The sequence below is a fragment of the Pseudomonas sp. S35 genome (genome assembly GCF_009866765.1).
Classification (GTDB): domain Bacteria; phylum Pseudomonadota; class Gammaproteobacteria; order Pseudomonadales; family Pseudomonadaceae; genus Aquipseudomonas.
On sequence record NZ_CP019431.1, the window covers coordinates 1154350 to 1173825 of the forward strand.

22 protein-coding genes are annotated in these 19476 nt (G+C 59.5%); 13 read left to right on the forward strand and 9 right to left on the reverse strand.

What is annotated here, in order from left to right; all coding sequences use genetic code 11:
- Positions 1–13: 13 nt before the first annotated feature.
- From PspS35_RS05150 to PspS35_RS05175, 6 genes are all read right to left on the reverse strand, one after another.
- Positions 14–1507, reverse strand: a complete 1494-nt coding sequence (locus PspS35_RS05150) for an RNA polymerase factor sigma-54 (protein ID WP_159933025.1) — start codon at positions 1505–1507, stop codon at positions 14–16.
- Between the two features lie 197 nt (positions 1508–1704).
- Complete coding sequence (lptB, locus tag PspS35_RS05155; protein WP_003171806.1) at positions 1705–2430, reverse strand: LPS export ABC transporter ATP-binding protein; 726 nt, start codon at positions 2428–2430, stop codon at positions 1705–1707.
- Positions 2430–2963 carry a lipopolysaccharide transport periplasmic protein LptA gene (gene lptA / locus PspS35_RS05160; protein ID WP_159933026.1) on the reverse strand — a complete coding sequence of 178 codons (534 nt, stop codon included), beginning with the start codon at positions 2961–2963 and terminating at the stop codon, positions 2430–2432. The genes lptB and lptA overlap by 1 nt, the downstream gene beginning before the upstream one ends.
- Entirely contained in the window at positions 2950–3522 is a 573-nt protein-coding gene (lptC, locus tag PspS35_RS05165) for an LPS export ABC transporter periplasmic protein LptC (RefSeq protein ID WP_159933027.1), read from the reverse strand. Before lptC ends, lptA begins: the two co-directional genes overlap by 14 nt.
- An 8-nt stretch (positions 3523–3530) precedes the next feature.
- On the reverse strand, positions 3531–4055 hold the full coding sequence (locus tag PspS35_RS05170; protein WP_159933028.1) for an HAD family hydrolase: 525 nt from the start codon (positions 4053–4055) through the stop codon (positions 3531–3533).
- Positions 4056–5030, reverse strand: coding sequence for a KpsF/GutQ family sugar-phosphate isomerase (locus PspS35_RS05175; RefSeq protein WP_159933029.1), 975 nt, complete (start codon positions 5028–5030; stop codon positions 4056–4058).
- A 310-nt stretch (positions 5031–5340) separates the two neighbouring features.
- On the opposite strand from PspS35_RS05175, the gene PspS35_RS05180 reads away from it, so the two are divergent.
- From PspS35_RS05180 to hisC, 10 genes are all read left to right on the forward strand, one after another.
- A complete protein-coding gene (locus PspS35_RS05180) occupies positions 5341–6150 on the forward strand; it encodes an ATP-binding cassette domain-containing protein (RefSeq protein WP_003171811.1) in 810 nt (269 codons plus the stop codon).
- Positions 6150–6947, forward strand: coding sequence for a lipid asymmetry maintenance ABC transporter permease subunit MlaE (mlaE, locus tag PspS35_RS05185; protein WP_159933030.1), 798 nt, complete (start codon positions 6150–6152; stop codon positions 6945–6947). Before PspS35_RS05180 ends, mlaE begins: the two co-directional genes overlap by 1 nt.
- Positions 6947–7414 (forward strand): outer membrane lipid asymmetry maintenance protein MlaD, encoded by a 468-nt coding sequence (gene mlaD, locus PspS35_RS05190; RefSeq protein ID WP_003171814.1) that lies wholly within the window; start codon positions 6947–6949, stop codon positions 7412–7414. The genes mlaE and mlaD overlap by 1 nt, the downstream gene beginning before the upstream one ends.
- Positions 7415–7425: 11 nt before the next feature.
- On the forward strand, positions 7426–8073 hold the full coding sequence (locus PspS35_RS05195; RefSeq protein ID WP_159933031.1) for an ABC transporter substrate-binding protein: 648 nt from the start codon (positions 7426–7428) through the stop codon (positions 8071–8073).
- Positions 8070–8375: an STAS domain-containing protein gene (locus PspS35_RS05200; protein WP_159933032.1), complete on the forward strand. Its 306-nt coding sequence runs from the start codon at positions 8070–8072 to the stop codon at positions 8373–8375. The genes PspS35_RS05195 and PspS35_RS05200 overlap by 4 nt, the downstream gene beginning before the upstream one ends.
- Positions 8376–8489: 114 nt before the next feature.
- A complete protein-coding gene (locus tag PspS35_RS05205) occupies positions 8490–8729 on the forward strand; it encodes a BolA family protein (RefSeq protein WP_003188597.1) in 240 nt (79 codons plus the stop codon).
- Positions 8730–8752: 23 nt separating this feature from the next.
- Positions 8753–10018, forward strand: coding sequence for a UDP-N-acetylglucosamine 1-carboxyvinyltransferase (gene murA / locus PspS35_RS05210; protein WP_071494136.1), 1266 nt, complete (start codon positions 8753–8755; stop codon positions 10016–10018).
- Between the two features lie 212 nt (positions 10019–10230).
- Positions 10231–10866, forward strand: coding sequence for an ATP phosphoribosyltransferase (gene hisG, locus PspS35_RS05215; RefSeq protein WP_003171824.1), 636 nt, complete (start codon positions 10231–10233; stop codon positions 10864–10866).
- A 128-nt stretch (positions 10867–10994) separates the two neighbouring features.
- Positions 10995–12320: a histidinol dehydrogenase gene (gene hisD / locus PspS35_RS05220; RefSeq protein ID WP_159933033.1), complete on the forward strand. Its 1326-nt coding sequence runs from the start codon at positions 10995–10997 to the stop codon at positions 12318–12320.
- Positions 12321–12323: 3 nt separating this feature from the next.
- The gene (gene hisC, locus PspS35_RS05225; protein WP_159933034.1) at positions 12324–13376 is read left to right on the forward strand and encodes a histidinol-phosphate transaminase; all 1053 of its coding nucleotides are present in this window, start codon (positions 12324–12326) and stop codon (positions 13374–13376) included.
- Positions 13377–13505: 129 nt separating this feature from the next.
- Here the strand turns inward: hisC and PspS35_RS05230 are convergent, their stop codons facing one another.
- On the reverse strand, positions 13506–14780 hold the full coding sequence (locus PspS35_RS05230) for a uracil-xanthine permease family protein (protein WP_159933035.1): 1275 nt from the start codon (positions 14778–14780) through the stop codon (positions 13506–13508).
- A gap of 2 nt (positions 14781–14782) precedes the next feature.
- Positions 14783–15421 carry a uracil phosphoribosyltransferase gene (gene upp / locus PspS35_RS05235; RefSeq protein WP_099587134.1) on the reverse strand — a complete coding sequence of 213 codons (639 nt, stop codon included), beginning with the start codon at positions 15419–15421 and terminating at the stop codon, positions 14783–14785.
- A 163-nt stretch (positions 15422–15584) separates the two neighbouring features.
- Between upp and PspS35_RS05240 the strand changes: the two genes are divergently transcribed.
- From PspS35_RS05240 to PspS35_RS05250, 3 genes are all read left to right on the forward strand, one after another.
- Positions 15585–16142 carry a hypoxanthine-guanine phosphoribosyltransferase gene (locus PspS35_RS05240; RefSeq protein ID WP_159933036.1) on the forward strand — a complete coding sequence of 186 codons (558 nt, stop codon included), beginning with the start codon at positions 15585–15587 and terminating at the stop codon, positions 16140–16142.
- A gap of 60 nt (positions 16143–16202) precedes the next feature.
- On the forward strand, positions 16203–16688 hold the full coding sequence (locus PspS35_RS05245; protein ID WP_159933037.1) for a hypothetical protein: 486 nt from the start codon (positions 16203–16205) through the stop codon (positions 16686–16688).
- A 191-nt stretch (positions 16689–16879) separates the two neighbouring features.
- Complete coding sequence (locus tag PspS35_RS05250) at positions 16880–17167, forward strand: PA4642 family protein (RefSeq protein ID WP_065930292.1); 288 nt, start codon at positions 16880–16882, stop codon at positions 17165–17167.
- Positions 17168–17271: 104 nt separating this feature from the next.
- Here PspS35_RS05250 and mqo read toward each other — a convergent pair whose 3' ends face one another.
- A complete protein-coding gene (gene mqo, locus PspS35_RS05255) occupies positions 17272–18810 on the reverse strand; it encodes a malate dehydrogenase (quinone) (protein WP_159933038.1) in 1539 nt (512 codons plus the stop codon).
- Positions 18811–19476 lie beyond the last annotated feature (666 nt).

The following is a 19476-nucleotide window of genomic DNA, read 5'->3' on the forward strand; positions in this document are numbered from 1 at the left end:
TGTGGCCCGCCCGTCACATCAAACGCTTACGCTCGCTGGAAGGCGCGATCCCAAGGGATTCGCGGTACTTGGCGACGGTTCGACGGGCGACCTGAATGCCTTGTGCTTCCAGTAAACCAGCGATCTTGCTGTCACTCAACGGCTTTTTCTGATTTTCCGCAGCAACCAGTTTTTTGATGATCGCGCGGATTGCCGTGGACGAGCATTCACCGCCCTCGGAGGTGCTTACATGGCTGGAGAAAAAGTATTTCAGCTCATATATGCCACGTGGGGTATGCATGAATTTTTGCGTGGTCACTCGGGAAATCGTTGATTCGTGCATGCCTACCGCTTCGGCGATGTCATGCAGAACCAGCGGCTTCATTGCTTCGTCACCGTACTCCAGAAAGCCGCGCTGATGCTCGACGATCTGGGTAGCAACTTTCATCAAGGTTTCGTTGCGGCTTTGCAGGCTCTTGATGAACCAGCGCGCTTCCTGCAACTGGTTGCGCATGAAGGTATTGTCGGCGCTGGTGTCGGCCCGGCGAACAAAACCTGCATATTGCGGGTTGACCCGCAGGCGTGGCACCGACTCTTGGTTCAGCTCCACCAGCCACCGCTCGTTATCCTTGCGCACGATCACGTCAGGGACTACGTATTCGGCTTCGCTGGACTCGATCTGTGAGCCAGGGCGCGGGTTGAGGCTCTGCACCAGTTCGATCACTTGGCGCAGGTCGTCTTCCTTGAGCTTCATGCGGCGCATCAACTGGCTGTAGTCGCGGCTGCCCAGCAGGTCGATATAGTCGGTGACCAGGCGCTGTGCTTCAGTGAGCCATTGGGTTTTAGCGGGCAGCTGTCGCAGTTGCAGCAGCAGGCATTCGCCAAGGGTGCGGGCGCCGATGCCGGCAGGCTCGAATTGTTGGATGCGGTGAAGGACGGCTTCGATTTCGTCCAGCTCGATGTCGAGTTCCGGGTCAAACGCCTCAAGAATTTCTTCGAGTGTCTCGTCCAGATAACCCTGGTTATTGATGCAATCGATCAGGGTCACGGCGATCAGGCGGTCGGTATCCGACATCGGTGCAAGGTTCAGTTGCCACAACAGATGGCTCTGCAGGCTTTCGCCGGCGGAGGTGCGGGTGGTGAAGTCCCACTCGTCGTCGTCGTTGCTGGGCAGGCTGCTGGCGCTGGTCTGATAGACGTCCTCCCAGGCGGTGTCTACCGGGAGCTCGTTGGGAATGCGTTCGTTCCAGTCACCTTCCTCAAGGTTGTCCACCGTAGGGGCGGTTTCCTGATAGGACGGTTCCTGCACGTCGGCATTGGGTTTTTGCTCGATGTTGTCAGCCAATGGGTCTGCATTGTCGAAGTCGTCGCCTTCTTCCTGGCGTTCGAGCATCGGATTGGACTCCAGGGCCTCCTGGATTTCCTGTTGCAGGTCCAGGGTCGACAATTGGAGCAGGCGGATGGCCTGTTGCAGCTGCGGTGTCATCGTCAGCTGCTGGCCCATTCTCAGGACTAGCGATGGTTTCATGGCAGGGGCTTAACACCTTATTCGCCGGCGCAATGCGCCATCCACGACAGGGCGCGTGAGCGCCAAACATAAGCAAATTATATGCCTGATATCGAGGGCTTTGCCTAGAGCGCGGTAACAATAAAAATCCGGAGGTCTTCATTGGTTCCCGCGCAGTGGGCAAACGACCTGCCGCCGCCGTGTTCTTGCGCGTGGCTTTACAGGCGGAACTCGTGACCCAGGTACACTTCCTTGACCAGTTCGTTGGCCAGGATGGTCGCGGAATCACCTTCGGCGATCAGTTGACCATCGTTGACGATATAAGCGGTTTCGCAGATATCGAGGGTTTCACGCACGTTGTGGTCGGTGATCAATACACCGATTCCCTTCGCCTTGAGGTGATGGATGATCTGCTTGATGTCGCCGACCGAGATCGGGTCGACGCCTGCAAACGGTTCGTCCAGCAGGATGAACTTGGGGGCGGTGGCCAGGGCGCGGGCGATTTCCACGCGACGACGTTCGCCACCGGACAGGCTCATGCCAAGGTTGTCGCGAATGTGGTTGATGTGGAATTCCTGCAGCAGGCTTTCCAGTTCCTTGCGGCGGCCATCGCGGTCGAGCTCCTTGCGGGTCTCGAGGATCGCCATGATGTTGTCGGCAACCGACAGTTTGCGGAAGATCGACGCTTCTTGTGGAAGATAGCCGATACCGGCACGGGCGCGGCCGTGCATCGGCTGGTGGCTGACATCCAGGTCGTCGATCAGTACGCGACCCTGGTCCGCCTGGACCAGGCCGACGATCATATAGAAGCAGGTGGTCTTGCCGGCGCCGTTGGGGCCGAGCAGGCCGACGATCTGGCCGCTGTCGATCGACAGGCTGACGTCGCGCACGACCTGACGGCTTTTATAGGCCTTGGCCAGATGCTGGGCTTTCAGGGTTGCCATTACTCGGCCTTCTTCTTCGGCTGGATAACCATGTCGATGCGTGGGCGTGGCGCAGTTACCTTGGTGCCATTGGCGCGGCCGGCGTTGGCAACCTGCTTCACGGTGTCATAAGTGATTTTTTCACCTTCCGTGGAGTTGCCATCTGGACTGAGCACCTTGGCCTGGTCGATCAGCACGATACGATTCTGCTGGGCATGATACTGGATGGTCTTGCCGTAGCCCTTCATCGGGCCGGTGTCGGTGGCGGACTGCTTCTGTTCGAAGTAAGCCAGGTTGCCCACCGAGGTCACGACGTCGATGTCACCGGCTTGGGTGCGCGTCAGTGTCACGGTATTACCGGTGATCTTCATCGACCCTTGGGTGATGATGACGCCGCCGGTATAGGTGGCAACACCTTGCTTGTCATCCAACTGCGCATCATCAGCAGAAATGTGGATCGGCTGCTGGCTATCGTTCGGCAGAGCCCAGGCGCTCACGCTTCCCAGTGCTGCGCCCAAGCCGAGCAAAATAGGGAGAGTTTTAACGAGCCTCATACTGTCCTCTTACGTTCGATAGCAGGTGTATCCTGCTTTCTTTCAAATACGCTTTCATTCCCTTGCCAGTCGATACACCGCCAGCGCCGTCGATTCTAACGTCTTGCTCGGTCTGCGCATATTGCTTCTGCGGGAATACGGTCATGCGACTGGTAGTAATCACCGTGTCACGGTTCTTTGCGTCGGTGCGCGCAACGCGCACCGAGTCGATCAGTTCCACCTCGGTACCGTCCGGGTTGACCTCGCCACGCTTGCTGGTGACGTGCCACGGAAATTCGGTGCCGCGGTACAGGTTAAGGTCCGGGTTGGTCAGCAAGGTGATTTCGGAGGCCTTCACATGCTCGACCTTGTCCGACGTCATTTCGTACTGCACCTTGCCGTCGGGCAGGAACTGCACGCTGTAGGCGTTGGTGGCGTAATAGTCGATAGCGCCTTCATCTACCTGCGCAGCAGGCTGGTCGAGGAAGCGCTCCGGGCTGATATTCCAGTAGCCCACCGCCAGGAACAGCGCGGCGATGACCCCGAATAGCAGGAAGTTGCGAATCTTTTTGCTCAGCATAAAACGCTCTATAAGTAGGCGGCGTGGGCCGCTTCAAGGCGGCCCTGGGCGCGCAGGATCAGCTCGCAGAACTCACGGGCAGCACCTTCGCCGCCACGGGCAGTGGTGATGCCATGGGCGTGTTCGCGGACAAACGCGGCTGCATTGGCAACGGCCATGCCCAGGCCCACTCGGCGAATGACCGGCAAGTCTGGCAGGTCATCGCCCAAGTAGGCGACCTGCTCATAGCTTAGGTTGAGTTGGCCAAGAAGCTCGTCCAAGACCACCAGTTTATCCTCGCGGCCTTGATACAGGTGAGGAATCCCCAGGTTTTGTGCGCGGCGTTCCACAACCGGGGTTTTTCGACCGCTAATAATGGCGGTTTGTACGCCCGCGGCCATCAGCATCTTGATGCCCTGGCCGTCGAGGGTGTTGAATGTCTTGAATTCGCTGCCATCTTCGAGGAAGTACAGGCGGCCATCGGTCAGCACGCCGTCGACGTCGAAAATCGCCAGCTTGATGTGTTTGCCGCGTTGCAGCAGGTCGCTGGTCATTTACATCACTCCCGCACGCAGCAAGTCGTGCATGTTCAGGGCGCCAACCGGGTGGTCGTCGCTATCGACCACCACCAGCGCGCCGATCTTGTGGTCTTCCATGATCTTCAATGCTTCGGCTGCGAGCATTTCAGGGCGTGCGGTCTTGCCGTGAGGGGTCATTACCGCGTCAATGGTGGCCGTGTGGATATCGATGGTGCGGTCCAGTGTGCGACGCAGATCACCGTCGGTAAACACGCCGGCCAGGCGGCCATCGGTCTCCAGGATCACGGTCATGCCCAGGCCCTTGCGTGTCATTTCCATCAGCGCGTCCTTCAGCAACGTACCGCGCTGCACGTGAGGCAGTTCATCGCCCGAGTGCATGACATTTTCCACTTTCAGCAGCAGGCGGCGGCCCAAGGCGCCGCCGGGGTGGGAAAACGCGAAGTCTTCAGCGGTAAACCCACGGGCTTCGAGCAATGCCACGGCCAATGCGTCGCCCATGACCAGGGCTGCAGTGGTGGAGGAGGTCGGCGCCAGGTTCAGTGGGCAGGCCTCGTGGGCCACGTGAACGTTCAGGTTCACTTCGGCGGCCTTGGCCAGCGTCGATTCCGGGTTGCCGGTGATGCTGATCATCTTGATCCCCAGGCGCTTGATCAGCGGCAGCAGGGTCACGATTTCGTTGGTGGTGCCAGAGTTGGACAGCGCCAGGATGATGTCATCCTTGGTGATCATGCCCATGTCGCCGTGGCTGGCTTCGGCTGGATGCACGAAAAACGCCGTGGTCCCAGTGCTCGCCAGTGTGGCGGCGATCTTGTTGCCGACGTGGCCCGATTTGCCCATGCCGACCACGACAACGCGGCCCTTGCTGGCCAGAATCATCTCGCAGGCGCGTACGAAATCCGCGTCGATATGGGCCAGCAAGCCCTCTACGGCTTCAAGCTCGAGGCGGATAGTGCGTTGTGCGGATTGAATAAGGTCGCTGGATTGGCTCATGTCTGAAATCGTATAGCCTGACGAAAAGTCGGCGATTATAGCGGTAATGATCAATTCCCTCACGCAAGTTCGTCAGGCTTTATTCCGCAGTTGCTTAAGATTCATGATCAGTAACATAGCCGGCAACGTTTTTTACCTGTCCTGAATCTGAACTAGCACTGTTCCGGCCTTGGGCGCCCTGTGTCAGCAGTGATATAGTTCGCCGCCAGTTCGGTCCGCCCAGCCCATGTGGCTATCTATTGCGTAACCGTTGCAAACGTTTGTCGCATGCGTGGTGTCTGAGTGAGAGGCTGCATCCCAAGGAGTTTAGATGAGTGCCGATAACGCCTACGCGGTCGAGCTGAAGGGACTGACCTTCAAGCGCGGGACGCGCAGCATCTTCAATAACGTCGATATTCGCATTCCCCGCGGCAAGGTCACGGGCATCATGGGGCCGTCCGGTTGCGGTAAAACCACCCTGTTGCGCCTGATGGGCATGCAATTGCGCCCCAGCGCAGGCGAGGTGTGGGTCAACGGCCAGAACCTGCCGACGCTGTCGCGCAGCGATCTGTTCGATGCGCGCAAGCACATGGGCGTGCTGTTCCAGAGCGGAGCGCTGTTCACTGACCTTGATGTGTTCGAGAACGTGGCGTTCCCGCTGCGGGTGCACACCCAGCTGTCCGATGAAATGATTCGTGACATTGTGTTGCTGAAATTGCAGGCCGTAGGCCTGCGTGGTGCGATCGACCTCATGCCCGATGAGCTGTCCGGCGGCATGAAGCGCCGCGTGGCCCTGGCGCGCGCCATTGCCCTCGACCCGCAGATTCTCATGTACGACGAGCCGTTCGTCGGTCAGGATCCAATCGCCATGGGCGTTCTGGTGCGCCTGATCCGCCTGCTCAACGATGCATTGGGCATCACCAGCATCGTGGTCTCCCACGACCTTGCAGAAACCGCGAGCATTGCCGACTACCTCTATGTAGTGGGCGATGGCCAGGTGCTGGGGCAGGGCACGCCTGAAGAACTGATGAACGCCGATAACCCGCGTATTCGCCAATTCATGACTGGCGACCCCGATGGCCCTGTGCCTTTTCACTTTCCGGCAGCGGATTACCGCTCAGATCTTCTGGGGAAGCGCTGATGCGCAAGACATCTCTTATCGAGAAGGTTCGCCTTTTCGGTCGCTCCGGCATCGACATCGTCGAAGTGCTGGGTCGTTCGACCATTTTTCTGTTCCATGCCCTGCTCGGCCGCGGTGGTATTGGTGGTGGCTTCGGCCTGCTGCTCAAGCAACTGCATTCGGTGGGCGTGATGTCCCTGGTGATCATTGTGGTCTCCGGGGTGTTCATCGGCATGGTGCTGGCGTTGCAAGGTTTCAATATCTTGTCCAGCTACGGTTCGGAGCAGGCGGTGGGGCAGATGGTCGCGCTGACGCTGTTGCGGGAACTGGGGCCGGTGGTGACTGCGCTGTTGTTCGCCGGGCGCGCGGGTTCCGCGCTGACTGCCGAAATCGGCAACATGAAGTCCACCGAACAGCTGTCTAGCCTGGAAATGATCGGCGTGGACCCGCTCAAATACATTGTTGCCCCGCGCCTGTGGGCCGGCTTCATCTCTCTTCCACTGCTGGCGATGATCTTCAGCGTGGTCGGTATCTGGGGTGGTTCGTGGGTAGCGGTTGACTGGCTGGGTGTCTACGACGGCTCCTACTGGGCCAACATGCAAAACAGCGTGACTTTCAGCGGTGACGTACTCAACGGCATCATAAAAAGCATCGTTTTCGCTTTTGTAGTGACTTGGATCGCCGTATTCCAAGGCTACGACTGTGAGCCCACTTCAGAAGGGATCAGTCGTGCCACCACCAAGACCGTTGTGTACGCCTCGTTGGCGGTACTGGGCCTTGACTTCATTTTGACCGCCTTGATGTTTGGAGATTTCTGATGCAAAACCGCACTGTGGAAATCGGTGTCGGCCTTTTCTTGCTGGCTGGCATCCTGGCTTTACTGTTGCTGGCCCTGCGAGTCAGCGGCCTTTCGGCCAGCCCTACCGCCGATACCTATAAACTTTACGCGTACTTCGACAATATCGCCGGTTTGACTGTCAGAGCTAAAGTGACCATGGCCGGTGTAACCATCGGCAAGGTCACGGCAATCGATCTGGATCGCGACAGTTTCACCGGGCGAGTGACGATGCAATTGGACAAGAAGGTCGATAATCTGCCGACTGACTCCACTGCATCTATCCTCACTGCGGGGCTGCTGGGCGAGAAGTACATCGGTGTCAGCGTGGGCGGTGAAACAGCACTGCTCAAGGATGGTTCGACCATCCACGACACGCAGTCGTCGCTGGTGCTCGAAGACCTGATCGGAAAATTTTTGCTCAATACGGTCAATAAAGACGCCAAATGAGGAATCTGTTCATGATCTCTACCTTGCGACGTGGCCTGCTGGTACTGCTTGCAGCACTGCCATTGATGGCCAACGCGGCAGGTTCTGCACACGAACTGGTGCAGGACACGACCAGCAAGATGTTGGCTGACCTGACGGCCAACAAAGAACAGTACAAGCAAGACCCGACCAAGTTCTACGAAGCGCTGAACACCATCGTCGGCCCGGTCGTCGACGCTGAGGGCATTTCGCGCAGCATCATGACGGTCAAATATTCGCGCAAGGCCACGCCAGCGCAAATGCAAACGTTCCAGGAAAACTTCAAGCGCGGCCTGTTCCAGTTCTATGGCAATGCGTTGCTTGAGTACAACAACCAAGGCATTACCGTCGCCCCAGCCGGTGATGAATCCGGCGATCGCACCAGCGTCAACATGAGCGTCAAGGGCAACAATGGCGCCGTGTACCCGGTGCAATACACCCTGGAGAAGATCAGCGGCGAGTGGAAACTGCGCAACGTGATCATCAACGGCATCAACATCGGCAAGCTGTTCCGTGACCAGTTCGCCGACGCGATGCAGCGCAATGGCAACGACCTGGACAAAACCATCAATGGTTGGGCCGGTGAAGTCGCCAAGGCCAAGGAAGAAACCGATAAGGCTGCCGGGAAGCCTGCGCAATGACCGAGTCGGCCGTTCGTCTCGGCGACGCTGGCGAGTTGTTCCTCAGCGGCGTGCTGGATTACCGCACCGGCCCCGACCTGCGCAAGCAAGGCCAGGCATTGATCAAGACCAGCAGTGCTCCTGCGCTGGTGCTTGATTGCTCGGCGGTAACCAAGTCCAGCAGCGTCGGTTTGTCGTTGCTGCTGTGCTTCATGCGCGATGCCGCAGCGGCCAAAAAGCCGGTCAGCATCCGGGCTTTGCCCGAGGACATGCGCGAAATCGCCGAGGTTTCCGGTTTGACCGAGCTGTTGGCGCATCCTTAATACACATTATTAGAGAGGCCCCCCGTCAGAGTCCTGCTATGCGGGGTTCGCAGGCGCGGGGCTTTTTTGTATGATGTGCGACCCGTGCGCACTGGGCGCCGATAGAGGTTGAGCATGCAGGCCCTAGAAGTTAAGAGCTTCCTTGAAGGAAAGCTGCCGGAAACGACCGTAGAAGTTGAAGGCGAAGGCTGCAATTTCCAGCTGAACGTGATTAGCGATGAACTGGCGGCATTGAGCCCGGTCAAGCGTCAACAGCAGATCTATGCCCATTTGAACCCATGGATCACCGATGGCAGCATCCATGCGGTCACTATGAAATTTTTCAGCCGCGCGGCCTGGGCCGAGCGCACCTGAGCCCCCAAGGCGTCGAGATTCTTATGGATAAATTGATTATTACCGGCGGTGCCCGCCTTGATGGCGAGATTCGCATTTCCGGTGCGAAAAACTCTGCCTTGCCGATCCTGGCAGCGACCCTGCTGTGCGATGGCCCGGTGACTGTGGCCAACCTGCCGCACCTGCACGACATCACCACCATGATCGAGCTGTTCGGTCGCATGGGCATTGAGCCGGTCATCGACGAGAAACTGTCCGTCGAAATCGACCCACGCACCATCAAGACCCTGATCGCCCCGTACGAACTGGTGAAAACCATGCGTGCGTCGATCCTGGTACTGGGCCCGATGGTTGCCCGTTTCGGCGAAGCCGAAGTCGCCCTGCCTGGCGGTTGCGCCATTGGCTCGCGTCCGGTGGACCTGCACATCCGTGGCCTGGAAGCCATGGGTGCAGTCATTGATGTCGAAGGCGGCTACATCAAGGCCAAGGCGCCGGAAGGCGGCCTGCGTGGCGCGAACTTCTTCTTCGATACCGTCAGCGTGACCGGTACCGAGAACATCATGATGGCCGCTGCCTTGGCCAAAGGCCGCAGTGTGCTGCAAAACGCCGCGCGCGAGCCTGAAGTGGTCGACTTGGCCAACTTCCTGAACGCCATGGGTGCCAAGGTGTCCGGTGCTGGCACCGACACCATCACCATCGATGGTGTAGAGCGTCTGCACACCGCTACCTACAAGGTCATGCCTGACCGCATCGAGACCGGTACCTACCTGGTTGCCGCCGCCGTTACCGGTGGTCGCGTCAAGGTCAAGGACACCGATCCGACCATCCTGGAAGCCGTGCTGGAAAAACTGCGCGAAGCCGGTGCCGAAATCACCACCGGTGAGGACTGGATCGAGCTGAACATGCACGGCAAGCGGCCAAAAGCCGTCAACGTGCGGACCGCTCCGTACCCGGCATTCCCGACTGACATGCAGGCGCAGTTCATCTCCTTGAACGCGATTGCCGAAGGCACTGGTGCCGTGATCGAGACCATCTTCGAAAACCGCTTCATGCACGTGTACGAACTGCACCGCATGGGCGCGAAGATCCAGGTTGAAGGCAATACGGCCATCGTGACCGGCACCGAGAAGCTCAAGGGCGCGCCAGTCATGGCCACCGACCTGCGTGCATCGGCCAGTCTGGTGATTTCGGCGCTGATTGCCGAAGGCGACACGTTGATCGACCGCATCTACCACATTGACCGTGGTTACGAGTGCATTGAAGAAAAGCTGCAGATGCTCGGCGCTAAAATCCGCCGCGTACCGGGCTAGTCCCCGTTTTGTAGTGAGCGGGCTTGCCCCGCGCTGGGCTGCGAAGCGGCCCTGAAAATCTTGGGAGCGCTTCGCACTCCAGCGCGGGCAAGCCCGCTCACTACAAAGCTTGCTGTGAATTCGTTTCAAATCGAGGCTGTCATGGCCTCGATCTGCGTCTGGCGCCGTTTGCGACCGGACAGCAATAGCCTGATGAAGGACTGACGTTTCCCATGTTGACCATCGCACTGTCCAAGGGCCGCATCCTTGACGACACTTTGCCGCTTCTGGCTGAAGCGGGCATCGTGCCGACCGAGAATCCGGACAAGAGCCGCAAGCTGATCATCCCCACGACCCAGGACGACGTTCGCCTGCTGATCGTGCGGGCTACTGACGTGCCGACCTACGTTGAGCATGGCGCGGCCGACCTGGGCGTCGCCGGTAAAGACGTGCTGATGGAATACGGTGGCCAGGGCCTGTACGAGCCGTTGGACCTGCGTATTGCCTTGTGCAAGCTGATGACCGCCGGCCGTGTCGGTGATGTCGAGCCCAAGGGGCGCCTGCGGGTGGCCACCAAGTTCGTCAACGTCGCCAAGCGCTACTATGCCGAGCAAGGTCGTCAGGTCGACATCATCAAGCTCTACGGCTCGATGGAGCTGGCGCCCCTGATCGGCCTGGCCGACAAGATCATCGACGTGGTCGACACCGGCAACACCCTGCGTGCCAACGGTCTCGAACCCCAGGACTTTATCGCCGACATCAGCTCCCGCCTGATCGTCAACAAGGCATCGATGAAGATGCAGCACGCCCGTATCCAGGCGTTGATCGATACCCTGCGCACCGCAGTGGAGTCTCGACACCGCGGTTGACCTACCCGCGTAGCCCAAAGGCTGCGCCCGTCTATCCGCCTCATAGCCAGAATTCTCAGGTGCCCAAGCGGAAACGACTGCTAGTTTAGGGCGCCTGAGTTTTTGCCATTTCTATTGAGGCCCTCGCTATGACCACGTCCACTGCAATTGCCCGACTCAACGCTGCCGACCCGGATTTCGCCCATCATCTGGATCATCTGCTGAGCTGGGAAAGCGTGTCCGACGACTCGGTCAACCAGCGAGTGCTCGACATCATCAAGGCCGTGCGCGAGCGCGGCGACGCGGCGTTGGTGGATTTCACCCGTCAGTTTGATGGCTTGGATGTCGCGTCGATGGCCGACCTGATCCTGCCCCGCGAACGCCTGGAACTGGCACTGACGCGCATCACCGCGCCTCAGCGCGAAGCGCTGGAAGTGGCGGCGGCGCGGGTGCGCAGTTACCACGAGAAGCAGAAGCAGGATTCCTGGAGCTACACCGAAGCCGACGGCACGGTGCTGGGCCAAAAGGTCACGCCGCTGGACCGCGCCGGCCTGTACGTGCCGGGCGGCAAGGCGTCATATCCGTCTTCCGTATTGATGAACGCCATTCCCGCCAAAGTGGCCGGCGTGACCGAAGTGGTCATGGTGGTGCCGACGCCTCGTGGCGAAATCAACGAGCTGGTACTGGCAGCGGCCTGCATCGCCGGCGTCGACCGCGTGTTCACCATCGGCGGCGCTCAAGCCGTCGCCGCCCTGGCCTATGGCACCGAAAGCGTGCCGAAGGTGGACAAAGTGGTCGGCCCCGGCAACATCTACGTCGCCACTGCCAAGCGTCACGTGTTTGGCCAGGTGGGCATCGACATGATCGCCGGGCCTTCGGAAATCCTCGTGGTCTGCGACGGCCAGACCGACCCGGACTGGATTGCTATGGACCTGTTCTCCCAGGCCGAGCACGACGAAGACGCCCAGGCGATTCTGGTTAGCCCGGACGCCGAGTTTCTCGACAAGGTCGCCGCCAGCGTCGATAAGCTGCTGCCGACCATGGAGCGCGCTGAGATCATCGAGAAGTCGATCAATGGCCGTGGTGCGTTGATTCTGGTGCGCGACATGGAACAGGCCATCGAAGTGGCCAACCGCATCGCCCCGGAGCACCTGGAGTTGTCGGTGGCCGATCCACAGGCCTGGCTGCCGTCGATTCGCCACGCCGGTGCGATCTTCATGGGCCGCCACACCAGCGAAGCCCTGGGTGACTACTGCGCGGGCCCGAACCACGTGTTGCCGACTTCCGGCACTGCGCGTTTCTCGTCGCCGCTGGGGGTGTATGACTTCCAGAAGCGTTCGTCGATCATCTTCTGCTCGCCACAAGGCGCTTCCGAGCTGGGCAAGACGGCTTCGGTGCTGGCCCGTGGCGAATCCCTGAGCGCCCACGCCCGCAGCGCGGAATACCGCATCCTTGACGACAAGAAAGGTAACTGAGACATGAGCAAGTTCTGGAGCCCCTTCGTCAAGGACCTCGTGCCTTACGTGCCCGGCGAGCAGCCGAAGCTGACCAAGCTGGTCAAGCTCAACACCAATGAAAACCCCTACGGCCCGTCGCCCAAGGCGCTGGCCGCGATGCAGGCGGAGTTGAACGACAACTTGCGCCTGTATCCGGACCCCAACAGCGACCTGCTCAAGCAGGCCGTGGCCAAGTATTACGGGATCGATGCCGGCAAGGTCTTCCTCGGCAATGGTTCCGATGAAGTGCTGGCCCACATCTTCCACGGCCTGTTCCAGCACGACCTGCCACTGCTGTTCCCGGACATCAGCTACAGCTTCTACCCGGTTTACTGCGGCCTCTATGGCATCCAGTCCGACCCGGTGGCGTTGGACGAGCAGTTCCAGATCCGTGTGGCCGACTACGCCAGGCCCAACGGCGGGATCATCTTCCCTAACCCGAACGCGCCGACCGGCTGCGTGTTGGCGTTGGACGCGGTGGAGCAGATCCTCAAGGCCAGCCCGGATTCGGTGGTGGTGGTTGATGAAGCCTATATCGACTTTGGCGGCGAAACCGCCATCAGTCTGGTGGACCGTTACCCGAATCTGCTGGTGACCCAGACCCTGTCCAAATCGCGCTCACTGGCCGGTTTGCGTGTGGGCCTGGCGGTGGGCCATCCGGACTTGATCGAAGCGCTGGAGCGCGTCAAGAACAGCTTCAACTCCTACCCGCTGGATCGCCTGGCGATTGTCGGCGCGGCGGCCGCGTTTGAGGACCGTGAGTACTTCGAGAAGACCTGCCAGTTAGTCATCGACAGCCGCAACAAGGTGGTCGCGCAGTTGGAGGGGAAGGGCTTTGAAGTGTTGCCTTCCGCGGCCAACTTCATCTTTGCCCGGCACCCACGGCACGACGCGGCCGGCCTGGCAGCCAAGTTGCGTGAGCAAGGGGTAATCGTGCGGCACTTCAAGCAGGAGCGGATTGCCCAGTTCCTGCGGATCAGCATTGGTACGCCGGAGCAGAACCAGGCGTTGATCGACGGTTTGGGTGAGCTCTAAGCCACACTGAAGATGTAAAAATGTGGGAGGGGGCTTGCCCCCGATAGCGGAGTTTCAGTCAATTCATGTCTGACTGATATATCGCCATCGGGGGCAAGCCCCCTCCCACATTGGGTTTTGCGTTGGCAGTTAAAGCAGTGGCTCGTCAGGCTTCTTGTTCTTCCAGCCATCATTGCCCGGTAGCAGCAGGTTCAAGCCAATCGCTACGACCGCACACAGGGCGATGCCCTTGAGGCCGAAGTCATCCGGGCCGGTGCCAGTACCCACCAGCACACCGCCAATTCCAAACACCAAGGTCACCGACACAATCACCAGGTTGCGCGCCTCGCCCAGGTCGATCTTGTGGCGGATCAGCGTGTTCATCCCCACCGCAGCAATCGAGCCAAACAACAGGCACAGAATCCCGCCCATCACCGGCACTGGAATGCTCTGCAGCAATGCACCGAACTTACCGATAAACGCCAGGCTGATGGCAAATACCGCCGCCCAGGTCATGATTTTCGGGTTGTAGTTCTTGGTCAGCATCACGGCGCCGGTCACTTCGGCGTAGGTGGTGTTCGGTGGGCCGCCGAACATACCGGCGGCCGTGGTGGCAATACCATCACCCAGCAGGGTGCGGTGCAAACCCGGTTTTTTCAGGTAGTCGCGACCCGTCACGCTGCCCACCGCAATCACACCACCGATATGTTCGATCGCTGGGGCCAGGGCCACCGGGACGATAAACAGGATCGCCTGCCAGTTGAATTCCGGCGCGGTGAAGTGGGGGAGGGCGAACCAAGGCGCGGCGGCGATCTTGGCCGTGTCGACCACGCCAAAGTAGAACGCCATCGCAAAGCCCACCAATACGCCGGAGATGATCGGCACCAGGCGGAAGATGCCTTTGCCGAACACTGCCACGATCAGCGTGGTGAGCAGCGCGGGCATAGAGATCATCATCGCGGTCTGGTAATGAATCAGCTCGGCGCCATCGCCGGACTTGCCCATCGCCATATTGGCGGCAATGGGCGCCATGGCCAGGCCGATGGAGATGATCACCGGCCCGATGACGACAGGTGGCAGCAGCCGGTCGATAAAACCGGTGCCCTTGATCTTCACGGCCAGGCCCAGGAACGTATAAACGAAACCGGCCGCCATCACCCCGCCCATGGTCGCCGCGAGGCCGAACTGGCCCTTGGCGAGAATGATCGGTGTGATAAACGCAAAGCTCGACGCCAGGAACACTGGCACCTGCCGCCCTGTCACCACCTGGAACAGCAATGTGCCCAGGCCGGCGGTGAACAGCGCGACGTTTGGATCAAGACCTGTGATCAGCGGCATCAACACCAGCGCGCCAAATGCTACGAAGAGCATTTGTGCGCCAGACAGGATCTGGCGCCAAAGCGGGTCGTTGAATTCATCCTGCATGTTCACGCGTCCTTCTGCTTGGTGCCGAAGATCTTGTCACCGGCATCGCCAAGGCCCGGGATGATGTAGCCGTGTTCATTCAGGCGCTCGTCGATGGAGGCGGTGTAGATCTGCACGTCCGGGTGCGCTTTCTCGACGGCGGCGATGCCTTCGGGAGCGGCTACCAGCACCATTGCGCGGATGTCCCGGCAACCGGCTTTTTTCAGCAGGTCGATGGTGGCAACCATTGAACTGCCGGTGGCGAGCATCGGGTCGATGATCATGGCCAGGCGCTCGTTGATTTCCGGGACGAGTTTTTCCAGGTAGGTGTGGGCCTGCAAGGTTTCTTCGTTGCGGGCCACGCCTACGGCGCTGACCTTGGCGCCGGGGATCAGGCTGAGGACGCCCTCGAGCATGCCGATACCGGCGCGCAGGATCGGCACGACCGTGATTTTCTTACCGGCGATTTTTTCCACCTGGACGGGACCGGCCCAGCCGGGGATCTCGTAGGTTTCCAGGGGCAAATCCTTGGTGGCTTCGTAAGTGAGCAACGCTCCGACTTCCTGAGCAAGCTCACGGAAGTTCTTCGTGCTAATGTCGGCGCGGCGCATAAGGCCGAGCTTGTGCTGGATCAGCGGGTGGCGGATCTCGCGAGTGGGCATGGGAAAGGCTCCGGCGGCGGGCAAAAAAACCGGCCTAGATTAATCTATCCGAGGGTGTTGTCCTATAGACATCTAGTACGTTAGTCCATTAAGGCTTGCCCGGAGCGCACGAGCAGCGTACCTTCGCCCGCTTTTCTTGCCACAGCACCCCTTGGAGAGCGCCATGTCCGCTGATCTTGAGCATATCCGTCAAATCATGCGTGAGGCTGATTGCCTGTACACCGAAGCGCAAGTCGAAGAGGCAATCGCCAAGGTCGGCGCCCACATCACCCGCGAAATGGCCGACACCAACCCGGTGGTCTTCTGCGTGATGAACGGCGGCCTGATCTTCGCCGGCAAATTGCTCACCCATCTGCAATTCCCGCTGGAAGCGTCTTACCTGCACGCCACCCGCTATCGCAACGAAACCACTGGCGGCGACCTGTTCTGGAAAGCCAAGCCGGAAGTTTCGTTCATTGACCGCGACGTGCTGATCATCGACGACATTCTCGATGAAGGTCACACCCTGGGCGCGATCATCGACTTCTGCAAACACGCCGGCGCACGCAAGGTGCACACCGCCGTGCTGATCGACAAAGACCACGACCGCAAGGCGCGGCCGGACCTGAAGGCCGATTACGTCGGCCTGCCATGCATCGACCGCTACATCTTCGGTTATGGCATGGACTACAAAGGCTACTGGCGCAACGCCAATGGGATCTACGCCGTCAAAGGCATGTGATCCAGGCCTGGCGCAGGGTTGTCATGCTATCGTGCTTGGCCCCTGCGTCTGGAGCTGTTCATGAGCCTGTTGATTCGCACTTGCGCCGCCCTGGCGCTGACCCTGAGTTTGCCACTGGCCGCCGCTCCGGCGCCGATGCATGGTCAATTCCTGCCGCCGGATGACCTCACGCTGCGCACTGAAACCCCTGAGCAGCAGCAACTGCTGCAAGTCACCGAGTACGCGGTGGTGGTGGGTAATCAACGCCAGTCCAACCAGCAACCGATCCCGGTGACTTCGCCGCTGATGATCCGTCTCAAGGGCAAGTCCCTGAACAAAGGCGCAACGATCAGCCAGGTGGTGCTCAACTTCGATGCCGAAAGTAAAAGCCTGAAGAAGCCGGTGTTTGACGACAAGACCAAGACCTTGACGCTTTCTTATCCGGTGGCCCAATACCGGGTGATTGTCGACTTGCTGCGCAATGACACCCTCTATGTGCAATTTCTCAGCTATGCCAACGGCCATATCTGGGCGGATGTGCACACCGGTGCAGTCCGTATCAAGTAGCCAGAGCGATGAAGATCAAAATGTGGGAGGGGGCTTGCCCCCGATAGCGGTGTGAAGTTAAAGATAGTGAGCCAGACACACTGCAATCGGGAGCAAGCCCCCTCCCACATTGGGTCTCCACTGCTTTCGGAGCTTGCGTCGCACAGGTAGACTTCAAACCCCGTGTAAATGTCTGCAGGCTGGAGTCGGTAATGCGTAAAGATAAGAAACAGGTGATTGGTGACGAGATTGGCGACGATCAAATCAAGTTGTTCCTGGACTTCGAGCCGGTCGACGCAACCTCACCGTCCCTGCACAAACTGATCAAGGCTTACCGTGGCCTGCGTATCGACGACTTCGAGCGCTTCCTGGGCTTTTTCAAGGAAGCTGGCCTGGATCTGGATGGCAAGGACGAGCATGGCCAGACGTTCGTCGAGTTGATCAAGGATCAGCGCAACGCGCCTGAGTACATCGAACTGATCGAAAACGCCCGCGGCTGATTTTCCAGAGCCAAAAAAAACGCCCCGATCTCATGCCGAGAGCGGGGCGTTTGTGTTTTCACTGTAGGAGCGAGCTTGCTCGCTAACAGCCTGAGAGCGCCGCGTTATTCCATATGCGCTGCGTTATCGTTGACGTTTTTCGCGATCGAGCTCGCTTCTACAGGTTCAACCAGTTCAAGGCTGATGTTGTTCTGCGCATTGATCTTGCGATACAGCTCGGCGTCCGTCTCCAGGACCTTTTCCCGGGCTGGGAAGATTTCCTGCAGCTTGGCCGCCCATTCACCGGCAGTCTTGGCCGGGAAGCAGCGTTCGATCAGTTCCAGCATGATCGACACCGTCACCGAGGCGCCCGGAGATGCGCCCAGCAGCGCCGCCAGGGAGCCGTCTTTGGCCGCGACCAGTTCTGTGCCGAATTGCAGCACGCCGCCTTTCTTCGGGTCTTTCTTGATGATCTGAACCCGCTGGCCGGCCACTTCCAGGCGCCAGTCTTCGGCTTTCGCCTCAGGGTAGAAGCGACGCAGGGATTCCAGGCGCTGCTCCATGGATTGGCGCACTTCGCTGACCAGGTACTTGGTCAGGTCCATGTTGTCGCGAGCCACGGCCAGCATCGGGCCGATGTTGCCGGCACGGATCGACATCGGCAGGTCAAGGAACGAGCCGTGCTTGAGGAACTTGGTGGTGAAACCGGCGTATGGCCCGAACAGCAGGGATTTCTTGCCATCCACCACGCGGGTGTCCAGGTGCGGCACCGACATCGGTGGCGAACCCACTGCGGCCTGGCTGTAGACCTTGGCCTGGTGGTGCTTGACCACTTCGGGGTTGTCGCAACGCAGCCACTGGCCACTGACCGGGAAGCCGCCGAAGCCTTTGCTTTCTTCGATGCCCGAGGCTTGCAGCAGCGGCAGTGCCGCGCCACCAGCGCCGAGGAAGACGAACTTGGCGTCCACTTCACGGCTGGTGCCGCTGTTGACGTCTTTGATGCTCACGGTCCAGCCGGCGCCGTTGCGCTTGAGGCCGGTGACGCGCTTGCTGTACTTGACCTGGGCATCCGGGGAGCTGGTCAGGTGGCCGAGCAGTTGATTGGTCAGGGCGCCGAAGTTGACGTCGGTGCCATTCATCACGCGGGTGGCAGCGATTTTTTCGTCGAGCGGGCGGCCCGGCATCATCAGTGGCATCCACTCGGCCATCTCGTTGCGGTCTTCGGTGTAGTGCATGTCCGAGAACGCATGGTGCTGGCTGAGGGACTCAAAGCGCTTCTTGAGGAAAGCCACGCCGTTTTCACCCTGCACGAAGCTCAGGTGCGGCACCGGGCTGATAAAGGACTTGGACGAGCCAAAGGTGCCCTTTTGGGTCAGGTACGCCCAGAACTGCTTGGACACCTCGAACTGGGTGTTGATGTGCACGGCTTTCTTGATGTCGATGGAACCATCGGCGGCCTGCGGCGTGTAGTTCAGCTCGCACAGCCCGGCGTGACCGGTACCGGCGTTGTTCCACGGGTTGGAACTCTCCGCTGCACCCGAATCCATCAGCTCAACGACTTCCAGCGTGAGGCCGGGGTCGAGCTCTTTGAGCAGTACGGCCAGGGTGGCACTCATGATGCCGGCCCCTACCAGTACTACGTCGACTGCTTCGTTATGCGCCATTTAACGCGTCTCCAAAATCTGCAGCACCAAATTGACGGCATGGCTGCCAGGAGTGACGGGGCGGTTCACGTGTTGCCCCAGGTTACCCATGGCCAGGATCGCCATGTCCGTTTCGCAATTCTTTGCAACTTCAGCACACGCTTCCTGCCAGCCTCATCTGCCTATGAACGCATTCATGGGCGCCTGTGGCAATTCGACTTATGGTCAAAGCGTGCGATTCGTGCAATCAATCCGTAGCGGACAGGCTCAAGCTCCGGTTGTCGAGGAGCACTCGGTCCTGTGTGGTTGGGCTGTTCCAGACGCTGATGGTGCTTGTACAAACGCCAAACTATTCATTTGCTCGCCACACTCTTGTGAAGTTGTGAAAACCCGTTTTTTCACGCTCTTTTGAAGACGTGAACCTCAAAAAAGGGCTGCCCCGACCTGGCACCTGGCCCGCAGTATCTTTGCCGACAGGCGGCAAAACGGGCAAACAACTCAAGTGGCCGAGCGCAATGGCAGCTCTGGCAGATTCGGTAAAGGCGGGTGGTTTGCAAAGGAAACAGCAAGCGCGCCAGCTTCACTCGATCTGTGTGGGCGGCTCTCTGTGGGCGATTCTTGGGGTTAATACCGAGGCATTAACGATGCTGCGAGGCCCGATCAGGAGACGTCCTTATAATCGGGGGG